The 18,796-nt window shown below is 62.8% G+C and carries 11 protein-coding genes; 4 read left to right on the top strand and 7 right to left on the bottom strand.

All coding sequences use genetic code 11. From position 1 onward, the window contains the following. Positions 1–3: 3 nt before the first annotated feature. The 6 genes from RP6297_RS08060 to RP6297_RS08035 form a co-directional block, all read right to left on the bottom strand. On the bottom strand, positions 4–1,365 hold the full coding sequence (locus RP6297_RS08060) for an aminotransferase class I/II-fold pyridoxal phosphate-dependent enzyme (protein WP_009240837.1): 1,362 nt from the start codon (positions 1,363–1,365) through the stop codon (positions 4–6). Positions 1,366–1,381: 16 nt separating this feature from the next. Next, positions 1,382–2,275 carry a UDP-3-O-acyl N-acetylglycosamine deacetylase gene (locus tag RP6297_RS08055; protein WP_009240836.1) on the bottom strand — a complete coding sequence of 298 codons (894 nt, stop codon included), beginning with the start codon at positions 2,273–2,275 and terminating at the stop codon, positions 1,382–1,384. Beyond that, positions 2,275–9,945, bottom strand: a complete 7,671-nt coding sequence (locus RP6297_RS08050; protein ID WP_009240835.1) for a type I polyketide synthase — start codon at positions 9,943–9,945, stop codon at positions 2,275–2,277. The genes RP6297_RS08055 and RP6297_RS08050 overlap by 1 nt, the downstream gene beginning before the upstream one ends. 75 nt (positions 9,946–10,020) lie before the next feature. Continuing rightward, entirely contained in the window at positions 10,021–11,595 is a 1,575-nt protein-coding gene (locus tag RP6297_RS08045) for an LTA synthase family protein (protein ID WP_009240834.1), read from the bottom strand. Positions 11,596–11,601: 6 nt separating this feature from the next. Continuing rightward, on the bottom strand, positions 11,602–12,387 hold the full coding sequence (locus RP6297_RS08040) for an SDR family NAD(P)-dependent oxidoreductase (RefSeq protein ID WP_009240833.1): 786 nt from the start codon (positions 12,385–12,387) through the stop codon (positions 11,602–11,604). Next, positions 12,380–13,588: a capsule biosynthesis protein gene (locus RP6297_RS08035; protein ID WP_009240832.1), complete on the bottom strand. Its 1,209-nt coding sequence runs from the start codon at positions 13,586–13,588 to the stop codon at positions 12,380–12,382. The genes RP6297_RS08040 and RP6297_RS08035 overlap by 8 nt, the downstream gene beginning before the upstream one ends. A gap of 385 nt (positions 13,589–13,973) precedes the next feature. Here RP6297_RS08035 and RP6297_RS08030 point away from each other — a divergent pair, with 385 nt between their 5' ends. From RP6297_RS08030 to RP6297_RS08015, 4 genes are all read left to right on the top strand, one after another. Continuing rightward, entirely contained in the window at positions 13,974–15,128 is a 1,155-nt protein-coding gene (locus RP6297_RS08030; RefSeq protein ID WP_370452696.1) for a hypothetical protein, read from the top strand. 18 nt (positions 15,129–15,146) lie between these two features. Further along, positions 15,147–15,938 (top strand): ABC transporter permease, encoded by a 792-nt coding sequence (locus RP6297_RS08025; RefSeq protein ID WP_009240830.1) that lies wholly within the window; start codon positions 15,147–15,149, stop codon positions 15,936–15,938. Continuing rightward, a complete protein-coding gene (locus RP6297_RS08020; protein WP_009240829.1) occupies positions 15,935–16,588 on the top strand; it encodes an ABC transporter ATP-binding protein in 654 nt (217 codons plus the stop codon). Before RP6297_RS08025 ends, RP6297_RS08020 begins: the two co-directional genes overlap by 4 nt. 82 nt (positions 16,589–16,670) lie before the next feature. Further along, on the top strand, positions 16,671–17,966 hold the full coding sequence (locus RP6297_RS08015) for a glycosyltransferase family 4 protein (protein WP_009240828.1): 1,296 nt from the start codon (positions 16,671–16,673) through the stop codon (positions 17,964–17,966). Positions 17,967–18,096: 130 nt separating this feature from the next. Here RP6297_RS08015 and RP6297_RS08010 read toward each other — a convergent pair whose 3' ends face one another. After that, positions 18,097–18,699, bottom strand: coding sequence for a CatB-related O-acetyltransferase (locus RP6297_RS08010; protein ID WP_223293276.1), 603 nt, complete (start codon positions 18,697–18,699; stop codon positions 18,097–18,099). Positions 18,700–18,796 lie beyond the last annotated feature (97 nt).

Genomic DNA, 18,796 nt, shown 5'->3' with positions numbered 1-18,796 from the left:
GTGCTAACGCCGTGCCAGCTGCGCAACGGACGCTATCGTATAAGCGATCTGTTCCGGCGTGTGGGTGGAGCAGATAAAGAAGCGCAGCCGCGCGGCTTTCTCCTCCACCGCGGGATAAAAGATCGGCTGCGTGTTGATGCCTTTCTCGAACAGTGCATTGGCCCATTGCGCGGCCTTGAGCGAACTGCCGATAATCACTGGCACGACCGAGTATCCGGCGCTCAGCCCCGTGTTGAGGCCCGCTTCACGTGCGGCGTCCAGGAACTGACGTCCGCGCTCGCGCAGCTTGGCGACTCGTTGCGGCTCATCCAGCATGCGCCGAAGAGCGGTCAGCGAGGTGGCGGCCAGCACCGGTGACAATCCAACGCTGTACAGGAAACCGGGTGCCAGGTGGCGCAGGATGTCGATCAGCGCCTGCTCGCCGGCGATGTACCCGCCGCAGCCCGCCAGCGTCTTGCTGAAAGTCCCCATCCAGATATCGACGTCGCGGCCGGCCAGCCCGAAATGCTCCCGGATGCCTTTGCCTGTCGCACCGAGCACGCCGAACGAGTGCGCTTCGTCGACCATGAGGAAGGCACCGTGGCGGCGCTTGATGTCGATGAAGCGTTCCAGCTCGGGGAAGTCTCCATCCATGCTGTAGATGCCTTCCACGGCGATCAGCACACGGCGGTAGTCGCGCCGCACGCGCGTGAGCAGGGCGTCAAGCGCTGCCCAGTCGTTATGCGGGAAGTTCAGCCGCTTGGCGCCGCTGAGCTGCGCCCCCTGCACGATGCTGTTGTGCGCCAACGCGTCATGCACGATCAGGTCGCCGGGGCCAAACAGGCATCCGATCACGGTGACGTTGGTGGCATGCCCGCTGACGAAGGCGACGCAGTCGTCGACCTCGTAGACGCTTGCCAGTGCGCGCTCTAGCTCGCGCTGGACCGGCCGCTCGCCGGCCACCATGCGGCTTGCCGACGCCGAGGTGCCATACTGGTCGACTGCGGCTTTGGCGCTGGCCGATACCTCAGCATCCCCGGATAGGCCGAGATAATTGTAGTTGGCGAAGTTGATATAGGACTGGCCGTTGATCTGCGTGGTGGCCCCGGCCACGCCTTCGTGGACGCGGAAGAACGGCGACGCAATACCCAAACGCTCGCTTACCTCGCGGATGATCGAGACCTGCTGGTACGCAGGCAGCGTGTCGAAGCGGCACAGTGCCGCATAGTCCGCCGGATTGACCGGCTGTGCTGCCGACGCTTCACCGGTATGGGCCGCAACTGCCGCCCGTTCGGCTCCCGTCTCCATTTCTTTCGTGACCCGATCAAGCTGCCGCTTCAGGGCCTTAGCAGCAAGCTGCTGTCGCAACTGGTCGCCCAGTCTCATACCGCGGATTCCTTCGTCAGTGTGTGGGGTATGCCCATTCCCAGGCATCGGGCCGGGCGAGCAGGGCGGCACAAAGCCGGTAATTCATTTCGTGGCTGGGGCGCAAGGCTGTGACCTTGCCTAGCAGCGGCGCGCCCAGCAGAGCTAGGTCGCCGATTAGATCAAGCACGCGGTGCCGCACGAACTCCATCGGCAGGCGCATGCCGCCGATCACGCCGGAGCCGACAATGGTAGCGGTGCATGACGGCCTCGCGCCGCGCAGAATCGGTTGGCCCCGCAGATAGCCAAACAAGATGGCTGGCACCGCCCAGCGCAGGCGGCCATATGAGCGCGATGGCGCGATGTCGGAAGCGAACGAAACGGGGTCGATGATGCCCTGCCAGTTCATCTCGCCGAACCCCTTGAGGTCGTTGGTTACGGACATCGCATAGTGGTCGGCCGGTTCGATGATCGTGCGATGCATGCCGCCATCTTCCACAGCAACCGTCTTGAGAATCCGCAGGAAGCGCTTGGGTGCATCCAGCGGGAGGCGTCCACAGGCCTCGATCGCCTGCAGCCAGGGCTGTGCGCTGCCATCCAGGATCGGCACCTCTTCGGCATCGATCTCGACGGTGGCGTGGTCGATCTGGCATGCCAGCAAAGCTGCCAGCAGGTGTTCGACGGTGCGCACGCGCCAGCCATCGGCATTCTGGAGTGCCGTGCACAACGGCTGCCCCAGGCGCAGCGCCGCAGAGGCGGGCAGTAATGCAAGCTGCTGGCCGCCGCGCATGCGCCGGAACACGATGCCGTGCCCGACGCGCTCAGGATGCACGCGGACATTGACGCGCTTGCCGGTGTGCAGCCCGCGGCCGTACAGCCGCAGCTCGCGCGCCAGTGTTCCCTGATTGCTTGCCCAGCCCGGCGCGGTCATCACGAGGTCGTCTCAGTGAGGACATCTGCGACTGCTCGGTTGGCGGTCATTTCGCGTGCCATGCGTTGCAGTTCGTCGCTGCTGATTTCCGAGCCATGGATGGCCGACAGTGAGGCCAATTGCTGCTCGACATCACTTGCAGCGCCTGCTTCCTGGCCGTCGGTTGCGCCGGCGCGCACCGATTCAGCTATCTTCTGCGCGAGCGAGCGCACGGTCGCACCTTCGGCCAACATCATCACCGGCAGCTTGACCTCGAAGCACTCCTCAATTGCCATGCCGAGCTCCATGCCCATCAGCGAGTCCATGCCCAGATCGGTCACTGAGCGATCAGGATCGACCTTGGCGGCAGATAGGTGGAGGATCCGAGCGATCTGTGCCTGCAGTGTCTCGATCACCAGTTGCACGGCTTCGGCGGAGTCAAGCGCGCGGATCTCGGCTTTCATGCTAGCGCCATCGGCGCGCTGCGTTTCCTGTCCGATGCCGCCCCGCATGTCGAGATAGCGCAGCGAGCGTGCGGCTGGCATGACGCGCGAGATGGACTTCCAGTCGAGCCACAGTAGCGCTTCGCCGGCATGGCCGCACTGCAGCACCTGTTCGAGCGCGGTCATCGCCTGTGCCGAGGTGATTGCGCGGCCGCCAATGCGGGCCTGCAACGCCTCCAGTGTTTGGGCATTGCGGGCGAGGAAGCCCACGTCCTCGAGTGGGCCCCAAGCCATGTAGGTGCCCGGCAGGCCTTGCGCGCGGCGCTGGTGAATCAGCGCCTCAAGGAAGGCGTTGGCGGCCACGTAGTTGGACTGCCCGGGGTTGCCCAGGAAGGTGGTGGCCGACGAATACACCACGAAAAAGTCCAGGGCGAGTTCGCGCGTGGCCTGATGCAGGTTCCAGGCACCGGCAACCTTGGGCGCCAGTACGTCGCGCATCTTGGCGTCGTCCAGGTTGGCGATCAGGCCGTCGGCAATGGTCATTGCAGAATGCACGAGCCCCTTCAGCGGCGTGCCGCTGCGGCCCAGTCCGTCGACCAGCGCCCGCACCGCCGCGCCATTATTGAGGTCGCACGACACGACCGCCGTATCTACCTGGAGCGTGTCGCGCCAGTGCGCCGCTTCCTCGGCCAGTTCGGGCGCGAGCGTGCCGCGCCGGCTGGCCAGCACCAGATGACGTGCGCCGCGCTCGACCAGCCAGCGTGCCGTGGCGAAGCCCAGACCGCCGGTGCCGCCCGCAACCAGATAGGCGGCCGACGGATCCAGCGCGAGATGCGATGCGCTGGCGGCCTGCGGTGCGGGCACCCCGCCGGCGAAGGTGACTACGATCTTGCCGATCTGGCGCGCCTGCTGCATGTAGCGGAAGGCTTCCTCGATGCGTGCGGCAGGGAACGCGCGGTAGGGCAGCGGATCGAGCACGCCCTGATCGAGCAGCGCCATCACCTGGGCGAACAGGGATGCGGTGAGCTGCGGCGACGCATCCATCAACTGGTCGGCGTCGATGCCGAAATAGCTGATGTTGTTGCGGAAGGGGCGCAGGCCGATACGGCTGTTCTCGTAGAAATCGCGCTTGCCGAGCTCGAGGAAGCGACCGAACGGACGTAGCACGTCGATGCTGCGCACCATCGCCTCGCCGGCGAGCGAGTTCAGCACGACATCGACACCTTCGCCTCCGGTCGCGCGCCGGATCTCGTCGGCGAATGCCAGGCTGCGTGAGTCGAACACGCGGCTTGCGCCGAGCAGGCGTACAAACTCGCGCTTTTCATTGCTACTTGCGGTGGCGAATACTTCGGCACCGAGGTGGCGTGCCAACTGGATTGCAGCGATGCCGACACCGCCGGCCGCGCCATGCACCAGTACGCGCTCGCCCTTGCGAATGCGCGCCAGTTCGTTGAGCCCGTAATAGGCGGTGAAGAACGTGGTCGGGATCGTGGCGGCTTCCTCAAAGCTCAGCCGCGCGGGTTTGTGTGCCAGCGCCGTCGCGCGGGTACGCAACCGGCTCGCATAACACGCGGGGGCAAAACCGAGCACCAGATCGCCGCTGGCGAAATTCGCGACCGCACTGCCCACACGCGTGACGCGGCCGGAGAACTCCATGCCGATGGTTGGACCGGCAAAACCGTTCTCGACGGCTTCGTCAGACAACAGGCCCATCGCGTACATCACGTCACGGAAATTCAGGCCCGCGGCCATCGGCTCCACTTCGACTTCGTCGGGTTCCAGCTCGAACTCGGGCAGCGGGAACCACTGCAGGTGACGCAGTGAGCCCGGCGATTCAAAGCCGAGCACAGCGGGTATGGCCGATGCACCTGCGGCGGCCCGTGTGGCCTGTTCGCGCAGCTCGCTCACTTCGGCGGTCAGCATGCGCGGCACGTAGCGTTCTTCGAGGCCGAGCACGACTTCATCTTCCGCATCGGCACATAGCAGCTCACGGCTGAGCGCCGGTACTGGCTGCGTCTCGCGTGGATCGATATCGATGAGCCTGCAATGCAGTTCGGCGTGCTCGTTCATCAGCACGCGGCCCAGACCCCACAGGGTGGCCTGCGACGGCTGCAGCGCCGTTGCTGGCGTGCCGGGCGCAGCCAGCGGCGCGCCGCCGCAGGTGACGATCGACAGTTGCGCGCTGGCGCGCTTGCCGTTCAAGCCGCGCACTAAACGTGCAAGCGCGACTGAAGTCGGCTCTTGCGCCTGCATCAGCGTGCCCGCGTCGGCGCTATCGTCAAGCCTTGGCGCGTCTGCAGCAAGGAAGACGATCTGGCACGGTGCTCCCGCTTCGTCCAGTGCGGCATGCTCCAGCGCCGCTTCGGGGGACTCCACCAACGCAACGCGCGGGCTGCGGCTCGCCAGGCTTGCGCCAGCAAGGGCCTCTTCGAGCGCGGCAGCCAGCGTGGTGGCGAGTTCGGCCGGTGTGCCAGGACAGACCACCAGCCAGTTCGCCCCCAATTGCTCGGCGTTGCCGTCAATTCCTTCTGTGACGATCTCGCCGATATCGCATGAATCGGCTTGACGTCCAAGCTGGCGGCGCGCCAGCAGCAGCGCCGGTGCGCCTTCAATCTGGAGATCAGCCTCGACGTGGCGGGCTGGTGACTGGAAGCCCTCGGCAAGCAGCATGGCTTCGATGGACTCGGCGGGGAGCAAATCCCCACGACCTGCGGACCACCATTCCGGCGACAAACCGAACACAATGTCGGAGAAACGGCTTGGCTGGGCCTCGCTAAGCACCAGCAGTGCCCCAGGCGTCATCCACGTGCGCACGGCCGCCAGCAATCGATTCGGCTTGCCAGATGTGCGCAGCAGGTTATTGACCACCACCACATCGAACGTGTGGCTGCGTCCCGGCTCGACGGTCAACTCGGGCTGATCGCTCAGTTGTATCGTCGCCGTGCGGATTAGCGGATGACGGCCGGTATCAAAGGCGCCGAGCTGCTCGGGGCTGCCGGCGATGGTGTACTCGCAGCGGCCCTGCAGGTGCGCGCCGATCGGCTCGAATAGATTGGCTTCCGGCGGGACGATTTCCAGAACCCGCATCGGGCGGCGCAGGGTCCATCTCTCGATGCACGCATCCAGGCTAGCACTGGCCATTGCGTTGACATGCGACCACGTTGGGGAGGCCTCGAACAGATGGTCCAGCAGGCTGTTGCGCGCCGGGGGCAGCACGGCGCCCGCTTCCAGTTCGCCGTTCAGAATGGCCGGCAGCGAGGCGCCGCAATGTGCCAGCAGCGTCAGCTCGGCAACATGGCTGGGCGACAGGGATAGCAGGCTCCGCCAGAGTTCTTCGATAGGCGGCAGCGTTTCGTCGCCCAGTGCCAGCACGCCGTCGCGGCGCACGAGGATGCCGTCTTCCAGCAACATGTCGACTAGCCGTGCGAGCAGTGCTGGATTCGCGCAGGCCGGCAGCTCGGCCTTGGCGCGGACGTGCAGCGCTTCGACGGCACGCAACGCGTAGGCCGCAGCCAGCACGTCGATCAGCGGCATGACTTCGGTGAGGTGCCTGTCGCGATGCGCGGCGTCTTCGGTGCCGGCGACCATGGTGGCTGCCGTGGCCAACAGGCTGGCCGGCGAAGGCGTCGCAGCCGCAGCAATCGCTTCGGTTGCCGGCTTGGCTTCCAGCGCAAAGACATAGCGCCCAGGTTTGCCGTGTCGACGGCGGATCAGATCTACGCGGCGGAAGCGGCATGCGGAGAGCTTCAGCACTGTATTGCCGCCGGCATCCAGGTATTGGAAATTGGCGACCAACGAATGCGGACTGCGGCGTTCGATCCGCGCCACCACGCGGGCCGGCACGCCGCCAAAGTAATCCATGCGGCCAAACTGCACCGGTACGTAGGCGGCCTGCTCAGCACCGGGCTTGCCGGCGGCCATCAGGGCCAGCAGCGGATGCAGGCCGCTGTCGAGCGCGCCCGGATGCATCGTGTAGCGATCCAGATGAGCCTGCTGCGAGGCGGGCGCTGCAAGCTCAGCGAGTGCAACGTTACCGTCGATGCGGACCGTCTGCACCCAGCGGAAGGCCTCGCCAAACTCCAAGCCGATCGCGAGTGCCGCCTGGTACAGCGTGCTGCCGGCAATGGGGGCCTGCTCTTCGAGCGCAGCCATGCTTTGCGGCTCGATGGCCGGCGCGGTCTGCGACGGGCCGCCGATCAGCAAGCGACCGGCCACATTGATGGTCCAGGGATCGTCGCTCACGCGTGGGCGCGTTTCGATCACGAAACCCGCAGTGCGCGGATCGAGCGTAAAGCGGAACAGTCGGCCCTGCTGCGGTTGGAATACCACCGGGGTGCGAATCTCCAGATTCTCCACCGCGCAAGTCACGGTACCGAAGTAGCTGCGCGCCGCAGCCAGCGCCATCTCCGCGTAACCCGCCCCAGGAAAGGTGACAGCCCCGTCCACCACGTGGCTGGCGAGCATGGGGAGCTTGACTGGGTCGATCTGGTTTTCCCAGGCTGCCGCGCAGTCCTTCAGCCGGTAGCCAAGCAGCGGGTGCTGGCGGTGGCGGTGGACCAGGTCGTAGCCTTCTGCGGTGATGGGGGCCCAGTAGGGCGTGCGCTGCCACGGATAGGTCGGCAGCACGACGTCGCGGTGTGCGTCGGGGTAGACGGTATTGCGATCCAGCCGCGCGCCGTGTGCGAGCGCCGTGCAGAACGCGTGGCGCAGCTGGCTGCTCTGGTCGTGGTTGCGCTTGAGCGTTGGCAGGGCGCTGCCGTTCGCGCGTGCCGCCTCCAACGATTGCGACACGTAGGCGCGCAGGATCGAGTGCGGCCCGATTTCCAGGAACAGCCGCATGCCGCCATCGATCAGCTGGCGCGTGGCCGGCTCGAACTGGACAGGCTCGCGGATATTGCGCCACCAATAGCTGGCGTCCAGTTCGGCGCCCGACAGCGGCGTGCCGGTCACCGTTGAGACAAAAGTGCTGTGTGTTGCCCGCGGTTGCAGGCCTCGCAGACCTTCCAGCACAACATCATGGATGGCATCCATTTGCCGACTGTGGAAGGCGTAGTCTAGATCGAGCATCTGGAAGAACTGATTTGCCTGCGCCAAATGCGCCTGCACGGCTTCCAGTGCCGTGAGGGGGCCGGCCAGCGTGACGGCGCCGGGGCTGTTGATGCCGGCGACTTCCAACACGTCGTCAAGGCCCAACGCGGCGATCAGTTCGCGCGCGGCCCCTTCACCCACGCCTGCAGCGGCCATCCTGCCTTTGCCAGCGGTGAGCGCCTGGGCGCGGCTGCGAACCTTGATGACGCGCACGGCCTGCTCCATCGACAAGGCGCCCGCGGCATACGCCGCCGCGACTTCGCCCACGCTATGGCCATAGCATGCGTCAAAGCGCAGGCCCTGCTCCAGCAGCGATTGCACGATGCCCGCCTGTATGGCAAACAGCAGTGGCTGCGCGTTTTCCGTGCGCTGCAGCCACTCCGCGGTGGCGCCTGCACGCATCACATCGAGCAGCGATGCGCTGCCGTCGGCGCACCAGAAGGCATCGATCTGCTTTACGGTTGCGCAGAAGACACTGTCCTCCTGCAGCAGGCGCTGCCCCATGCCGGCCCACTGAGAGCCATTGCCGGAGAACACCAGCGCCAGCTTGCCGTCGTTGGCGACGGCCTCGCCCGTCACCACAGCGGGGCAGGTGTCGCCTTGCGCCAGCGCAGCCAGCGCCGCGATGCCATCTGCGGCAACGTCTGCAGCGTTAGATGGGTCGATGACGGCGCGGTAGCGTAAGGGCTGTCGGCGATGAGCCGTCGCGCCTGCCAGCGCCTGCCAGGACGTGCCTGCGCCGAGTTGGTCCCGATAGGCGGCGGCCAGCGCCTGCAGCGCTTCTTGCGAACGCGCGCTGAGCATCAACGGAGCGGGGCGGTTTTGCGCAACGCTGGTCGCCTTGCCGGCTTTTGCTGCTTTGGAAGGCGGCGCGGCTTCGCGCAGCAGAACGTGCGCATTGGTGCCGCCAAAACCAAACGAATTTACGCCGACAAGCAGGCGCTTGTCCTTGGCCGCCAACGGTGTGTAGCGATCGACCACACGCAGGTTGCCACCCGTGAAGTCGATATTGGGGTTCGGCGTGCGGAAGTGGATCGACGCTGGCACCGCGCGATGTTTCAGGCACAGAATTGCCTTGATGAGGCCAGCCATGCCGGACGCCGTTTCCAGATGCCCGACATTGGTCTTGGCCGAGCCGATCAGCAACGGCGCATCGGGGCTGCGCAGCTTGCCAATCACGTCGATCAGCGCGCGCGTCTCGATTGGGTCTCCGACTGCGGTGCCGGTGCCGTGCGCCTCCAGATAGTCCACTTCGCGCGGATCGACCCCGGCGCGGGCGTACACGTTTTCCAGCAGCGCCGCTTGCGTGGCCGACGCCGGCACATTGATGCCGCCTTGCGAGTGGCCATCGGAGTTGACCCCCGACGACGCGATCACGGCATGGATGGTGTCACCGTCGGCCAGCGCCTTGGACAGCGACTTGAGCAGCACCAGCGCGCCGCCTTCGGCACGCACATAACCATCGCCAGAAGCATCGAAAGCGCGGCAGCGGCCGGTGGGCGACAGCATCGAGGCTTTGGCGAAGCTGACAAAGGGGAACGGGTGCAGCAGAAGATTGACGCCGCCTGCCAACGCCGTTTCCACCTCTCCGGCTCGGATCGCGTTGCATGCCTGGTGCAGTGCCACCAGCGACGACGAGCATGCGGTGTCGATCGACATGCTCGGCCCGCGCAGGTCGAACAGATACGAGATGCGGTTGGAGGCGATGCTCAGCGTATTGCCGGTGGCGGAGTAGGCGTCCACCACGCTGAGGTCGTCGACGCCCCGGTCGCCATAGTCCTGCGCCGCCACCCCGACGAATACTGCGCAGTCCTGGCCGGCCATCTGTTGGGGGTGGTGCCCTGCATGTTCGAAGGCTTCCCAGGCCAGTTCGAGGAGCAGGCGCTGCTGAGGATCCATCTGCTGCGCTTCGCGCGGCGAGATGCCAAAGAAATCGGCATCAAAGCCCGCGACGTTGTCGATGACGCCGGCCGCAAAAGTATAGCTCTTGCCGGGCTCACGCTTTGAGGGGTGTTGATAAAACTCGGTACTGAAGCGGTCCGCCGGCACTTCGGTCACGGCGTCGGTTTCAGCAACCAGGAGCTTCCAATAATCCTCCGGGCTGTGAACACCGCCCGGAAACCGACACGACATTCCGACAATAGCTATTGCATCTTTCATCTTCTTAACCTGCTCGATTTCTGCGCTGCTTGCGGCTTCACGTTGCTACCTCTGGGCACACCAAGGTGGCAGAGACTACTGTTGCTGCTGTTGGCTTTCAGTGCTCGCCGCGTTTGTTCTTGATGCCCCGGCATCCTGCGATGCCGGTAGCGGGGCGCTGATGCAATCGATCAGCAGTTTGCCCAACGATTCGGCATGTACCCGCATGCGCTTCTGCTGGCTTGGTGGCGCCGAGGCGGCATCACTGCGCCACAACAGATAGTCGCTATGGATGGGTAGATGGTCGGTCTGCCGATAAACCGCCGGGAGTGCCGGCACGTGGTCGCCATAGAAGCAGAGGATCGCGGGACGCTTGCGGGTAGCCAGATAGCGCGTCAACTGCCCGATCATGGCGTCCGCATTTGCGAGGTGGCGGAGGTAGGCGGTCAGGTCGTTCCAAGGCTTGCCTTCGCCAAACGCATGATAGGAAGCGGCCTCCCCGGGCGCCACGTGTTCCAGGTGCAGCGGCCCATGGTTCTCGATGGTCATCGCGAAGACGAACGCCGGCGAATCGCCGGCGGCCTCAAGTTCGACCTGAATGGCATCGGCCACCGCAAGGTCGGCCACGTAGGGACCCGCGCGCTGCGCCTTGTTGAAATGGCGGATATCGAGAAAGCGATCGAAATGCATTAGCGGCAGAACGCGGTGCCGGCCGAAGAAGTCTCCGTGGTACGGATGCATAGCCAACGTACGGTAGTCCGCGCGCCGGAACCACCCCGCCAACGAAGTACACGGCTGGCGTATATAAGCATATGGGTAGAACCTGGCGTAGCCTTGCGCGCCAGAATCCAACCCCGAGAGCACGGCAAATTCCGTGCGCATCGTGTTGGCGCCCCAGGCCGGTACTTCCAGTTGGCCGCACTGCACCGCTTCGGCGCAGGCTGCGTCAAAGTTCGGCAGCAGATCGGCGCGCACGGCGAGACCGAGCCGGCGCGCGTCGAAAAACGATTCGCTCTGGATGACGATGACGTCCGGCCGTACCGTTGGTTCCGCCGTGCGCGAGAACGGCCCATGGCTCATCGCTGTGCGCAGCGCTGCCGCAGTGGTGGGGCGCAGGCCGTTCAGCAAGTAGGCCACGAACACCGCGTAGAAGCCATGCTGGCGCTGGTCGGCATCGGGCTGCATTGTCAGCCGAAGCGTTCGCACAGCCCATGCGTGCAAAAGGAAGCTAGCCGCCGCGCCGGCCAGCAGCAGCCCCCGCGAGGCGCCCTGCAGCGGCATGCTCAGCACCATCATCCCTACGAAGACCGCCACACCAAAGCCAAGCGCCAGCACGTTGGCAAAGCTGAGGAACGGCAGGTACATGCGCGGATGCCGGAACAACTGGCTGAACAGGCTTAAGTCCGAGAACACCAGTGGTTCGCGCAGCGACGCATACTTGGCATTGCTGACCACGGCCAGCAATCCCGTCAACGACACGGCCACGAACCCCGCGAACACCGGGCGTACCGATACCGCCAGCGTCAGCAGGAACACCGTCGCCACCGAAAAGCCATGCGTGGCAAGCGCCGCAGCGTTGCGCCGCCACGGCGGCGCGGAACGCGGCAAGGCGATGGCGTCCGGCAGGAACGACATCGCCAGGGCAAGCAGGAAAATGGCTGCGCCTGGCATGCTGCGTTACCGCTCTGCCCGGGGCAGGTAGGACAGCCGGTCCAGGATGCGGTCCCCCAGCCGTGGAGGCAGCAGTGGCAGCAGGCGCATACCCAGCGCCAGCAGCGCCGGAAATGCAATCTCCGCTCGCCCCGCATCCAGCTTGGCGCGGATGTGGCGAGCCGCCTTGTCAGCTGACCACAGGAAAGGCTTATCGCCGGGGAAGACGTCGCTCATCGCCGTCTTGACGAAGCCGGGAAAGACCAATGACAGGAGCACCCCGTCTGCCGCCAGCAACGGTCGCACCGATTCTCCATAAGCCTTGATTGCCGACTTGCTCGCGCAATAAGCCGGCGAGATGGCCATGCCGCGAATGGCCGCCAGCGAGCTGATCACCGCCACATGGCCACGCTTGCGTGCACGCAGGCGTGCCAGCACAGGCAACAGCGTATGAAACGCCCCATAGAAGTTGGTGTCGAAGACCTCGCGTGTGCGCGCAAGGTCTTCCCAGTCGCTAGCTGAAGACAATGTATTTGCTACGCCAGCGTTTGCGATCAGCAGGTCGAGCGGGTGCGCATCGTCGAATGCCGTCAGCCATGCGGCCACTGCCCCAGCGTCACGGACGTCCAATTGCGCAGTGATTACGGTGGCGCCGGCCTGCCGGCACTGCTCGGCGCAGGCTTCCAACCGCACTGCATCGCGCGCAACCAGTCCGAGCGTGACGCCGGGTGCCGCGTATGCGCGAGCCAGCGCCTGGCCAATGCCTGCGCTGGCTCCGGTGATGACAATGCAATGGGGGCGGCGGTCAGTCATGGGCCACAGCCTCCAACCGCTTCACCGCGCCGGCCGTGGCCATGGCGATGCCGGTGCGTGTGTAAAAGTCGCCGTTGATTTGCGTGTGGTGCACTAGGTAGTCAAGGAACACCTGGTACAAGGCCATGTCCGGTTCTTCCGCTTCTCGCCAGAACGTATCCAGGGTGCCCTGCCAGGTCATGCCTTCCATGTCGTAGATGGCCGTTCCCAATGCCTTCAGCGGCCGGCGGTGGTGCAGGGCAGACAGCCCGACCGTGCTGTTGACCACCACCACGCCACGCGCGTGATCGAGCAAGGTCGGCAGGTGGCCGGCATCGATGAACTCAAGGCGGTCTGCCATGCCGAGCGACTTTGCGGCTTTATTGGCGTAGTGGCGATACTCGATCAGCCCTGTGTCAAGCGGATGATTCTTAATGACCAGAAGCGCATCAGCAGGCGCATGCGCGGCGAACGAGGCAAGCACATGGTCAATCGCCTGCCGGATGCCATCGAACGGCGAGTGGGTCTGGATCTGGGAGTCCGAATTCAGTTGCAGCGGAAACAAGTAGTAGGGCAGCTTCTTTGCGAGCAGGCGCTCCGTCAGCCGTTCCGCTTCAACCCGATACTGGCGCTCCTGAAGCAGGCGCTTGGCCAGCCCCGCGTATTCGCGGTAGCCGTTATGGGGGCGATGGCTTTGGTAGTGCGGAAAACGGCTGGCGTACAAGGCATTTGCCATGCGGTAGCGGATGTCGTGGTAAGCGCGTTCGTAGAGGTTGTAGCCGGTGTTTTGGCCAGGAGCGTGGGGCGGCGTCACTGCGCGGTGCTCGCGATACCACGCCGGGTCGCGCGGCAACCGCGAGCGGCCATTCACGCCGTGCACTTCCATGGTAAGCCAATGAGGCCGGACATAACCTTCTTCGAATACGTTCACGCGAATATTATTTCGCTCGGCACTCGGATATACAGGCTGGTGGATTTTCCTGCAATCCCCAAAGAGTAGGAGGTCGGTAAAGCTACCTGATTTGAGTAGGTCGGAATACCAGCCAGAAAGGGCATTTAGTTCACCCGTGTAATTGCACCCTCTCTCGATGCCGGTATAGGCGAGATCGCCCCCGCAGAAGTTCACCCGCTGCACATGGTGTCCGCGTGCGCTCAGAGCGGACAGCAGTTGGCGGAAGAAAGGCGATGCCGTGCCTTGCAGGGCGAGAAACGATCGGCGCATCTGTTGGGGCGTGCAGCAGCCTAAGTATCAGGGAAGAGGGGTGAGGCAGTCAGATCTGCAGGGCGAGGCAAAGCTCGCTTCGGTGACAGTCCGAGCAGGGCACGAGGATACCCTAGGCGGCAATGTCTCGTAAGGGGATGCCCTGGAGGCGTTGTTAATCTGATGCGTTTGGCTGCGGCGCGCAATAGCGCCGTCATGAGGCCCTGGCTATAATCAACTCCCCTCAATTGAGGAATTGCGAACGCGTCATGCGGCCGTCATATTGGGGTGGTAACGCGCAGATAAGTCTGCGTTTATTGATGGATCGCCCGGCGTTGAGCGCGTGCTCAGCTTCAGGGTACCGGCCTGGCGCACTGCGTCGGGATGCACTGCATTGGAAAATACGTTGGATACGGTACTGAGAGAAGACACGGCCGCTGAGGCGACCAGAAGCAGAAGTGGGCTTTGGCAGCGTTTGAAACGCGTTAACCGGCTCTTTCTCGGCACTGTTGTTGTGCCAACCGCGCTCGCGACGCTCTACTTTGGCGTTGTTGCGTCCGATATCTACGTTTCTGAGTCGCGCTTTGTGGTGCGCAGCCCGCAGCGGCAGAGCCAGAGCGGCAGCCTGAGTGCGCTCTTGCAGGGCACCGGCTTCTCGCGGGCGCAGGATGACACCTATCCGGTGATCGATTACATCGAATCGCGCGATGCCCTGGGCGAGCTGAACCGAAACAACTATATCCTCGACGCCTACGGCAACCACGGCGACATCCTGAGCCGGTTCCTGCGGCAGTTCGACGATAGTTTTGAAGCGCTCTGGAAGTACTACAACAAGCGCGTGGTCACGGTGGAGTTCGACTCCACCTCCGCGATCACCACGCTGCAGGTGCGCTCGTTCACCTCGCAGGATGCGATCAAGATCAATGAGTCTCTGCTGGAACTGAGTGAGCACTTGATCAACCGCATGAACGAGCGCGCGGCGAAAGACATGGTGCAGTTCGCGCGCGGCGAGGTCGACGCGGCTGCGGCCAAAGCCAAGGATGCGGCGGCAGCGCTGGCGACCTATCGTAAATCGAACACCGTGTTCGACCCCGACAGGCAGTCGGCCTTGCAATTGCAGCAGGTAACTACGCTGCAGGCGCAACTGTTCAGTACGCAGACGCAGCTGTCCCAGCTACAAGCCATTGCGCCACAGAATCCGCAGATTCCGGTGCTGAAAACCAATATTGCCGCAGTGGAAAAACAAATCCAGGAAGCAACGGGCGGTGTAACGGGGGGCAAGGGTTCGCTGTCGGATAAGGCCGCCAACTACACCCGCCTTCAACTCGACTCGCAGTTTGCCGACAAACAGTTGGCATCGGCGATGGCGGCGCTGGAGAATGCCCGCGCTGAAGCGCAGCGCAAGCAACTGTACCTGGAACGTCTGGTGCAGCCGAATCAGCCGGATGTGGCGGTCGAACCGAAGCGGTTGAAGCGGATTTTCGAAATTTTCGCCCTGGGCATGCTGGTGTGGGGGGTTCTCAGCTTAGTGCTTGCCGGCGTTCGCGAGCACCACGATTAAGGTAGAGAAGAGACCTGCATGCGACATGACACGCCATTGCTGAGATCATTCCAGATCCAGTTGCGCGTGGTGGGGGCTTTGCTGATGCGCGAAATCCTTACCCGCTACGGGCGGCACAACATCGGCTTCCTGTGGGTGTTTTTCGAGCCGATGATGTTCACCTTGGGGGTGACAGCGCTGTGGACGTTGAGCAAAGCCACCCATGGTTCCAGCTTGCCTATCACCGCGTTTGCCGTAACTGGATATTCCTCGGTACTGGTCTGGCGAAACAGCGCAAGCCGTTGCGCGTTGGCGATTGAGCCCAATCAGAGCTTGCTGTATCACCGTAATGTCCGGGTGATCGATCTGTTTTTGTCGCGCGTCATTCTGGAGATTGCCGGGGCGACCATTTCCTTTTTGTTTTTGACAACGCTGTTTGTTACCTTGGGCATGATGGAGCCGCCGGCTGATATCACGCAGATCATTGGCGGCTGGATCTATCTGTCCGTCTTTGGCATTGGGCTGGGTTTTATCGTCGGTGCGCTAAGCGAGCGGAGTGAAGCTGCTGAACGGATCTGGCATACCGTCGCCTATCTGCTATTTCCGCTTTCGGGGGCGCTGTTCATGGTCGACTGGATGCCAAGGGCCGTCCAAAAGTACATTTTGCTGCTTCCGATGGTTCATGGCGTCGAGATGGTACGCGGGGGCTATTTCGGTGCGCTAGTCAAGCCCCATTACGACATCGGTTACATGGTCGTTGCCGATCTGGTGATGCTGTTAGTCGGTCTGTTTTTCGTGATGGACGCCAGCAAGCGAGTGGAGCCGGAATGATCGAATTGGCGAATCTCTCCAAGATCTACCATACCCGTCAGGGTCGGCGCACTGTTCTGGACGGGATCAACCTGCGCGTCGCCAAGGGAGAAAAGATTGGTGTTCTCGGCCGCAATGGCGCCGGGAAATCCACGATGATTCGCATGATCAGCGGTGCGGAACTTCCCTCTGCAGGTAAGATTCGCCGCGGCATGAGTGTGTCCTGGCCCCTGGCATTTGGTGGCGCATTCCAAGGTAGTCTGACCGGCATGGACAATCTGCGCTTCATCTGCCGGGTGTACGGCAGCGATGCCAAAGCGGCAGAACCGTTCGTGCAAGAGTTCTCCGAATTGGGGTACTACCTGCGTGAGCCGGTAAAAACCTATTCGGCAGGCATGCGAGCCAGGCTGGCGTTCGCCATTTCCATGGCCATTGAGTTCGACTGCTTTTTGATTGATGAAATCATCGCGGTGGGCGATAGCCGGTTCCATAGCAAATGCCACCGCGAACTATTCGAAAAGCGCCGCGACCGTTCGCTGATCATCGTCAGCCATGACGCCGGCTATATTCGCGAACACTGCGACAGCGCGGCCGTCCTGGTGCAGGGCAAGCTGCATACCTTCGAACAAGTCGACGACGCATATGCCTTCTACCAGGAAAGCGTTGGCTAACTTGGTCGTGCCCTGCGCTTAAGGGGATGGCGTTGCGGCTAAGTTGGTTTTTTTCTTTTCCTGCCCAGCAAGACAGGACTTCATGATTCGCCGTCGCAGCCTTCTTGAAATCTACCTGTTGCTGCGATTGGCTCAATGGTCGCCACATCGGTGGGTGAACGCCGCCCGGGTTGCCGTCCAGTCTCGCACCGCCAGCAAGGCAGCGCCAGGATCGGACGGTAGACCACGGCAACTGCTGGTGGATGTATCCATTATCGCCCGCAATGACGCAGGCAGTGGCATACAGCGTGTAGTGCGGGCACTGCTGCTGTGCGTACTCCAATCGCCTCCCGATGGGTTTGTCGTGCGCCCGGTGCAGGCTACCCGCAAGCAGGGCTATCGTTATGCCGACAACTATCTTGTCAAGCTGAGCGGACAACCACGCTCCGACTCTTCAGATAGTGAGGTGGTTCAGGTCGCTGCAGGCGACGTGTTCCTTGGGTTGGATCTGACCAGTCGCATTTTGCCCCGGCGGCAGAGTGAACTGCTGCGCTGGCGCCAGCAGGGCGTCAAGCTGGCCGTCGTGGTGTATGACCTGTTGCCGGTACTGCATCCTGACTGGTTTACGCCGATTGCACGCAAGGCCTTCCCGCGCTGGCTGGCGACGCTGGCTGTGCATGCTGATGCATTGTTTTGCATCTCGGCATCAGTGGCAAAGCAGGCTGATGATTGGCTGCGCCGGCAATACAGCATGCAGCCGGCCACTTTGCCAACGCGGTGGTTTCACCTAGGGGCCGATTTGGTCGCCAGCCAGTTGCCGTCCAACCAGGGAGAAAGCCCCAGGTACGCCCAGTTTGAAGAGGGCTCGGGCCCCGTCATCTTGATGGTGGGGACGATCGAACCGCGCAAAGGCCATGCGCAAGTGCTGGACGCGCTGGACATCCTGTGGGAGCAGGGTGGGAATGTGAAGCTGGTCATTGTTGGCAAGCCGGGCTGGCATATGGAGGCGATGGCTGCCCGCTTGCGGCAGCACCCCGAGGCCGGTAAACGCCTGATTTGGCTAGAGCGGGCAGGCGATGCTGAGTTGAGCCACCTCTATTGCCGTTCAAATGGTCTGGTGATGGCGTCCGAGGCCGAGGGCTTTGGGCTGCCTCTGGTGGAAGCTGCACAACATGGCATACCGCTACTTGTGCGCGATATTGAAGTATTTCGGGAAATAGCTGGCGCCCATGCCAGCTATTTTGCCGCCGGCACAGGTGCTGAACTTGCTCCTGTGCTCGCGCGCTGGCTCGATCAGCTACAGGCGGGTAGTGCACCCGATAGCCGGTCCATGCCGTGGCTCACGTGGTCCGAAAGTGCCATGCAGCTCAAAAAATTGCTGGCCACCTTGCCCTGCTAAGCGAGTTGAGCTCGCATGGTCTTGGTTTTGGCCAAAGCGGTATCTCTCTCGGCTGCAGCGACATGCATTGCATCACTGCACAAGCTCGCCGTCGTTGGTCAGGTTTGCGCCGCCAACGTGCACATGAATGTCAGGTTGCAGACTGGTGTATGGATGAACAAGGACTTGATACTCCTCGCTTTTCCCCTGCAAAGGCCAAGAGTGCATCAAGATCGCCAGAACACAGATATTCTGCAGCTTCTTCAATGTGTTCTCGTGGCCAATTCCACCAACCGAGTTTCAATAGTTGTTCAATCTGCGGCTCGCTAAAGCGCTTTCTGATTAATTTTGCCGGGTTGCCTGCAACAATGGCGTAAGGCGGCACATCACTCGCGACAACAGTATGGGCCCCAATGACTGCGCCATCTCCGATCTTAACTCCGGACAAAATTGTTGCACCATGACCGATCCATACATCGTTCCCAATTGTCGTTGTTTCAGCGTCATCGCCACAATCGGCGGACCAGTCCTCAAATGATCCCTTACCCAAATAGAGCTTCAGAGGATGCATTGTCAGATAGCCCATGGGATGGTTGCCGCCGGCAAAAATAGTCACGTCGTGCGCGAGGCAGCAATAGTTGCCAATGACTATTCGATTATTCGCATGATGTGGGCGGATAATTGGCGGAGAGGACGCATAGGTGCCTTTACCTATCGAAACCCTGATATCTTCTGAAACTAAATCACTGATCATATAAAGTCGGCTCCGTTCGCTGAGTGGCTCAGTGTGACCCTGCAAACGCAGGAGCTCGGCGAAGAGCATGAGATAAGACGGACTTCACTGGCGGTTC

Origin of the sequence: Ralstonia pickettii, assembly GCF_016466415.2 — a bacterium.
Classification (GTDB): Bacteria; Pseudomonadota; Gammaproteobacteria; order Burkholderiales; family Burkholderiaceae; genus Ralstonia; species Ralstonia pickettii.
This window is presented reverse-complemented; position numbering and strand designations above follow the sequence as displayed.

Coding starts and splice junctions, on each gene's coding strand:
- RP6297_RS08060 (WP_009240837.1), bottom strand. CDS start 1,365: ATGAGACTGGGCGACCAGTTGCGACAGCAGCTTGCTGCTAAGGCCCTG.
- RP6297_RS08055 (WP_009240836.1), bottom strand. CDS start 2,275: ATGACCGCGCCGGGCTGGGCAAGCAATCAGGGAACACTGGCGCGCGAG.
- RP6297_RS08050 (WP_009240835.1), bottom strand. CDS start 9,945: ATGAAAGATGCAATAGCTATTGTCGGAATGTCGTGTCGGTTTCCGGGC.
- RP6297_RS08045 (WP_009240834.1), bottom strand. CDS start 11,595: ATGCCAGGCGCAGCCATTTTCCTGCTTGCCCTGGCGATGTCGTTCCTG.
- RP6297_RS08040 (WP_009240833.1), bottom strand. CDS start 12,387: ATGACTGACCGCCGCCCCCATTGCATTGTCATCACCGGAGCCAGCGCA.
- RP6297_RS08035 (WP_009240832.1), bottom strand. CDS start 13,588: ATGCGCCGATCGTTTCTCGCCCTGCAAGGCACGGCATCGCCTTTCTTC.
- RP6297_RS08025 (WP_009240830.1), top strand. CDS start 15,147: ATGCGACATGACACGCCATTGCTGAGATCATTCCAGATCCAGTTGCGC.
- RP6297_RS08020 (WP_009240829.1), top strand. CDS start 15,935: ATGATCGAATTGGCGAATCTCTCCAAGATCTACCATACCCGTCAGGGT.
- RP6297_RS08015 (WP_009240828.1), top strand. CDS start 16,671: ATGATTCGCCGTCGCAGCCTTCTTGAAATCTACCTGTTGCTGCGATTG.
- RP6297_RS08010 (WP_223293276.1), bottom strand. CDS start 18,699: ATGATCAGTGATTTAGTTTCAGAAGATATCAGGGTTTCGATAGGTAAA.